This is a genomic window from Tamlana crocina (genome assembly GCF_012037625.1).
Genome location: NZ_JAAVJS010000028.1, coordinates 21,282 through 27,408 on the forward strand (window position 1 = coordinate 21,282; position 6,127 = coordinate 27,408).

Below are 6,127 nucleotides of genomic sequence, written 5' to 3' on the forward strand. Positions count from 1 at the left end.
GTAAATATGAAGATTTTAAAGGATTTTAAAGAGTTTGCCGTAAAAGGTAATATGATTGATATGGCCATTGGTATTATAATTGGTGCATCGTTCAACAAGGTCATTGATGTACTTGTAAAACAGGTGTTTTTGCCACCTTTATCGTTATTGACCGATGGCGTAAACTTTGAAGACCGACGTATTATTTTAAGAGATGCTATAGCCAGTGCAAATGGGGATATTTTAAAAGAAGAAGTAGCCATTGGCTACGGGGCTTTAGGTGAAGTTGTGCTCGATTTCTTGATTATAGGTTTTACCGTATTTATAGTGGTAAAGTTTATGAACCGATTGAAAAACCGAGCGAACGACGCTAAAGACAAAGCGGTTTCACCCCCAAAGGATATTGAGTTGCTCACCAAATTGAATGATTTGATGGAAGAACAAAACCGGCTTTTAAAGGCTAAATAGGTGGAGTAAAAACGAGCAGATTATACAAGGTGTTTGGCTTTCTGGTAAGCAATTTCTTTAAAGTCTGAAATTACCATATCGGCCTTGCTATAATCTTGGTTTTTAGAATGGAAACTGTCGTAGCCCACGCAAAAAATATTGGCTGCTTTGGCCGCTTCAACGCCGTTGGTGGAATCTTCAATTACCAAACATTCTTCTCTGTTATAGCCTGTGGCTTCGGCCGACTTAAGAAAAATTTCGGGGTGTGGTTTGCTTTGTTTTAAGTCGCCACCGCTAAATTTCGCTTTAAAATATTGGTTTAAATCAAAGCGTTCAAAAATTTGATTGATGCCACTCATAGAGGCCGATGACCCTAAAACCAAGGTAACCCCATTGTTGTGATAGTCTTTAATGAGGTCTAAAACACCATCAATAAGTGTTAGGTCAGAATCGCTCTCAAAAAAACGTTTGTAATGTTTTCGTTTTAGTGATACTAAATATTCGGGTGTTTGCTCCAAATTGAAATGGTCGCACAAGCGTTTGCAAATGTTTATAGTAGATTGTCCGGTAAACGATTGGTACATTTCGGCAGATACATCAATACCAATTTCATCAAACATATCGTGGTACGCTTTGTTGTGCAGGGGTTCACTATCTATTATAACCCCGTCCATATCAAAAATAACAGCTTTTAACATCTTAATTTTTTATGCGAATATATGAGAATTGCAAATAATACCCTAAAACCTGTTTTTGTAGTTTAGAATTATTTTACAATATTTGCGCACTATGATTATTTAATTTGACTTTAGGAATATGCTCTAACAACTTCATGTAGAGTGGGGTAAGGCCAGGTGATTTTGCTTGGTTAGTTTTCATATTATTACTTTTTATTATGCAGTCAAATAAAATAGCCTTTAAACAATTCATTCAGTTTTTAAAAATAGCGGTAAGCGGAAAAGAACAGGAATTTACTTCTGGTAGCATTCGTAGAGCTGTTTTTATGCTGTCCGTACCCATGATTTTGGAAATGCTCATGGAATCTATTTTTGCGCTGGTGGATATTATGTTCGTTGCGCAAGTTAGTGTTAATGCTGTCGCCACCATTGGGTTGACCGAATCGGTGATTACTTTGGTATATGCATTGGCCATTGGCCTGAGCATGGCAGCAACCGCAATTGTGGCTCGGCGGGTGGGCGAAAAAGATTTAAAAGCTGCTAGCCATGCCGCCGTACAAGTTATTTTTTTAGGCGTTTTTGTAGCGGTTCTCATTAGCGTTGTTGGGGTTCTGTACCCGAAAGAAATACTGGCATTAATGGGGGGCGAGCCCGATTTAATTGCCGAGGGCTACGGATACACCCAAGTGCTTTTGGCCGGAAACGTTACCATCATGCTTTTGTTCTTGATTAACGCTATTTTTAGAGGTGCTGGTGATGCCTCGATGGCTATGTGGGCGCTGGTTTTATCAAACGGACTTAATATCATTCTTGACCCTATTTTTATTTTTGGTTACGGACCCATTCCTGCTTTTGGCGTAAAGGGTGCCGCTATTGCTACTACTATTGGTAGGGGCACGGCAGTTTTGTTTCAATTGGGGATTTTATTTTTTGGTTTTAGTAAAATAAAAATCGCGGTTAAGGATTTGGTGCTTCAAGTGGGAGTGATGCTGAATTTAATAAAAGTATCGTTGGGGGGGATTGGTCAGTTTTTAATAGGAACGTCTAGTTGGGTTTTTTTAATGCGAATAATGAGCGAATTTGGAAGTGAGGTGCTTGCAGGCTATACCATAGCCATAAGGGTAATGATGTTTACCTTGATGCCAGCTTGGGGCATGAGTAATGCTGCTGCAACATTGGTAGGACAGAATTTAGGAGCCAAAAAGCCCGATCGTGCCGAGCAGTCCGTTTGGAAAACAGGAAAATATGCAGCCATTTTTATGGGCATAATTTCTATAGTTTATCTGGTATTCGCCCCACAAATTATTGAGTTGTTTAATGCCACTTCTGATGTGGTAAAATACGGAAGCAAATGCTTACGGGTTATCGCTGCAGGTTATATTTTTTACGGTTATGGCATGGTGGTTATTAATGCTTTTAATGGCGCGGGAGATACTAAAACACCAACTTATATAAACTTTGTTTGTTTTTGGTTGTTGCAACTACCGTTTGCATATTTTATGGCTTTAACTTTAGATTTTGGTCCGATGGGTGTATTTTGGGCCATAACATTGGCAGAGGTTGTAATAGCTATTGTTGCCATGATTTGGTTTAAGAAAGGCCGCTGGAAAACGGTTGAGGTTTAACGTTAAGCGCTATTTCGAAGGTAAAGTTAACGCGAACAATACACAAGATTGAAATCCTTAATTTAGGTGTTGTTTTCCTTATGTATTATCCGCGTTGTGAATATTATTTTAAAATGGCCAGATATTAGGCACTAGTAGTAATGATATTATAAAAAAGATGAGCAAAAGCGGTGCCCCCACTTTTAGGTAATCCATAAACTTATACGCTCCGGCAGTCATGACCATGGCGTTGGTTGTTGTACCAATGGGTGTTAAAAATGCCGTTGAAGCACTTATGGCCACTACAATCATAAACGGTTCGGGAGATAAATTTAAAGAATTGGCAGCTAAGATAGCAATGGGTGCCATTAATACCGCTGTAGCCGAATTATTAATAACCTGACTAAATGTAGTGGTGAGCAAAAAGATACCTCCCAACAATAAAATAGGATGGATAGAGCCAAGGTAATCTACCAGACCGTTTGCAATAATTTGGGCTGTTCCGGTTTTTTGTAATGCCAGCCCCATAGGAATCATAGCAGCAATCATCACCACACTGGTCCAGCTGATGCCTTTATAGGCTTTTGAAATGGGGACACAACCCGTTAAAAGAATAATACCAGCAGAGATGAGTGCGGCTATTGATCCCGGTACAATTTTTAGCACCATAAACAGGATCATTAAAATTAATGAACCCAAGGCGATATACGATTTCGGACTGAGCTTTTCTACATTTTTAGCCATCCCTTCTGGGCTTCCTATAATGACCAAGTTTTCATGTTGTTTTTTCAGGTCTTCAATATGTGCCCAGGTTCCACGAATTAAAAAAGCATCACCAGTTTTTACATTTATTTCGGTTTCTAAAATTGGTTTTTTGTTTCGCGAAGCCGCCAGCAATTGAATACCAAAGCGCTGAAAATAGGTGTGCATATTGTAAGTTCTGTCCACCAAAGAAGAATTGGGGTTTACGATCACTTCGGTCATTCCGACCTCTTGGTTGATTAAATTGTTTTTCAGTTCGTCTGCAATCGAATCGAGAGGCAAAAGGCCTAGCCTAAAATTAATCATGAGTTTGTTAATAGCCTCGGTGTCACCTTTCACGGTAATTATATCGTGGTAAAGAAACACAGTGCTTGGATCGGGTAGTTCGATAAACGTTGGTATTTTTTTCAATAAATTAGGATGTCTTCTCTTTATTTTTATAATGGAAACGTTATAGTTTTCTTCGAATTTCCAGTCTTCAATTTTGGTGTTTAAAAGTGGGGAAATAGAGCGCACACGTAATCGGTAATATCCATCTTCAACTTTATATGCCTCAATCCAATTGTGTAGGGTCGATTCAATATTTACCGGTTTGTTATTGGTTTTGTTATTAGGAAGCAACCGATAGCCAATAAACTTAAAATAGAGAATGGCAATAACCAACAAGGGAACACCAATTAAGGCGAATTCAAAAAACGAAAAACCCTCAAATCCGGCATCAACCAAAGCATTACTGGCAATAATATTGGGCGGGGTACCGGTTAAGGTTAGTAGTCCCCCTGTGTTAGAGCCAAAAGCAACGGGCATAAGCATTTTAGAGGGAAGAGTGCCAATGCTCCAAGCCGATGAAATCGTTAAGGGCATTAAGGTTGCAACTGTTCCGGTATTGCTTACAAAACCAGAAAGTACGCCGCCGCCCAAGGTTACAATAACCAATAGTTTAGGAACACTTTTTCCGGCCCATTCTACAAATTTCTTACCTGCCATGGCTGTCCAACCCGTTTGCGCAATGCCTTCCCCAATAATAAAAAGTGCGGCAATCATAATTACAGTGGGGTTGCTAAATCCGCTAAGGGTTTCTTCGGCAGTTAAAATTCCCGTTAAAAACAAGGCTAGCATTGATATTAGGGCAACAATATCTGGGGTAAATTTGCCCCATACAAAAAGGGCAATGGTTATTACTAAAATGAGGAGCATTAAATAGATCATATCTTGCTATATTTGTTAGCTTTATTGCTTGGTTATTTATTTTCGGTGTAAAATTACTACGACGGTTAGTGACTAATTATGATATAAATCATGCTTTAAACATTCGCTGTTTTTTTTGATAGTTTTTAAAATTTAACTGAATACAAATTAAAAAGCAGTGGCGCATACGTTTTCGTAAGGGTAGATTACACGATTGTGTCGTTTTAAAATAGGATTTACGTAAAATTATAAAGGGGAAATTTTCCGGGAAAAGAATAGAAAAATTATGAAATTAGACATATTGGCTATAGGCGCCCATCCGGATGACGTGGAGTTAGGCTGTGGCGGAACCATTGCAAAGGAGGTGGCCAACGGAAAAAAAGTGGGCATTCTCGATTTAACCCGAGGAGAATTGGGTACCCGTGGTTCGGCTGAAATTCGTGATAAGGAAGCCACCGATTCGGCAAATATATTAGGCGTGTCGGTGCGAGAAAATTTAAGATTTGCCGACGGGTTTTTTGTGAACGACAAAATCCATCAGTTGGAAATCATAAAAGTTATTAGAAAATACCAACCCAAAATTGTTTTGTGTAATGCCGTTGAAGATCGGCATATCGATCACGGGAAAGGCAGTAAGTTGGTAAGTGACGCCTGTTTTTTAAGTGGTTTGGCAAAAATTGAAACCATTAGTAATAATGAGCTGCAAAGCGCTTGGCGCCCAAAGCAAGTGTATCACTATATACAGTGGAAGAATATAGAACCCGATTTTGTGGTTGATATTTCTGGATTTGTAGATAAAAAAAAGGAGGCGGTTCTGGCCTATAGAACACAGTTTTTTAATGAGGGTAGTAAAGAGCCAGAAACCCCTATATCAAGTAAGAATTTTACCGATAGTGTGATTTACCGTGCGCGCGATTTAGGGCGTTTGGTCGGTGTGGAGCATGCCGAAGGCTTTACCGTAGAGCGCCATTTAGCCGTTGATAGTCTGTTCGATTTGAAGTAGTTGGATAATAAAGTGTTTTTATTTTAGTTTTTTAGTACGAAATCTTAAAAAAAGTTTTTGTAGATAAGCTTAAAACATTTACATTTGCACTCGCATTTATAATGCGTGTTACATGGTGGCTTAATCTTGTTGGTTAGAGCCTTCCTTTTGAAAACTTTTCTAAAGTTTAAAATAAAAAACATGGTGGTTGTAGCTCAGTTGGTTAGAGCGCCTGATTGTGGTTCAGGAGGTCGTCGGTTCGAGACCGATCTTCCACCCAAAAATAAAAGCCTCTCGGTTTCCGAGGGGCTTCTTTTGTTTTATAAAACGCGGTTTTATTTTTTATTGGCTGTAGTGTGGGAGGATCAAGTACAAAAGTTGGGGACTAAGCATAAACTTGAGTTAATCTGAACAGGAAGAACTCTTTATTTCTTACACCTCTAAGTTGCATTCTAAACGCTTTAATTTTGGCATTAAAGGATTCCGCT

Annotated in this window: 5 protein-coding genes, 1 tRNA gene and 1 pseudogene; 4 read left to right on the forward strand and 3 right to left on the reverse strand. The window is 38.9% G+C overall.

All coding sequences use genetic code 11. The annotated features are described in order from the left end of the window. Positions 1–6 precede the first annotated feature (6 nt). Positions 7–447, forward strand: coding sequence for a large conductance mechanosensitive channel protein MscL (gene mscL / locus HC176_RS14810; protein WP_167919671.1), 441 nt, complete (start codon positions 7–9; stop codon positions 445–447). A gap of 20 nt (positions 448–467) precedes the next feature. Here mscL and HC176_RS14815 read toward each other — a convergent pair whose 3' ends face one another. Beyond that, on the reverse strand, positions 468–1,124 hold the full coding sequence (locus HC176_RS14815; protein ID WP_167919673.1) for an HAD family hydrolase: 657 nt from the start codon (positions 1,122–1,124) through the stop codon (positions 468–470). Between the two features lie 197 nt (positions 1,125–1,321). Between HC176_RS14815 and HC176_RS14820 the strand changes: the two genes are divergently transcribed. Then, complete coding sequence (locus HC176_RS14820) at positions 1,322–2,728, forward strand: MATE family efflux transporter (protein ID WP_167919675.1); 1,407 nt, start codon at positions 1,322–1,324, stop codon at positions 2,726–2,728. A 108-nt stretch (positions 2,729–2,836) separates the two neighbouring features. On the opposite strand, the gene HC176_RS14825 is transcribed toward HC176_RS14820, so the two are convergent. Then, positions 2,837–4,678: an SLC13 family permease gene (locus HC176_RS14825; protein ID WP_245234909.1), complete on the reverse strand. Its 1,842-nt coding sequence runs from the start codon at positions 4,676–4,678 to the stop codon at positions 2,837–2,839. 265 nt (positions 4,679–4,943) lie between these two features. Between HC176_RS14825 and bshB1 the strand changes: the two genes are divergently transcribed. Then, complete coding sequence (bshB1, locus tag HC176_RS14830; RefSeq protein ID WP_167919677.1) at positions 4,944–5,660, forward strand: bacillithiol biosynthesis deacetylase BshB1; 717 nt, start codon at positions 4,944–4,946, stop codon at positions 5,658–5,660. Positions 5,661–5,842: 182 nt separating this feature from the next. Next, positions 5,843–5,918 (forward strand) — tRNA-His (locus HC176_RS14835). A gap of 106 nt (positions 5,919–6,024) precedes the next feature. Here the strand turns inward: HC176_RS14835 and HC176_RS20030 are convergent. After that, positions 6,025–6,127: pseudogene (locus HC176_RS20030) on the reverse strand (ISAon1 family transposase); the annotation flags it as partial.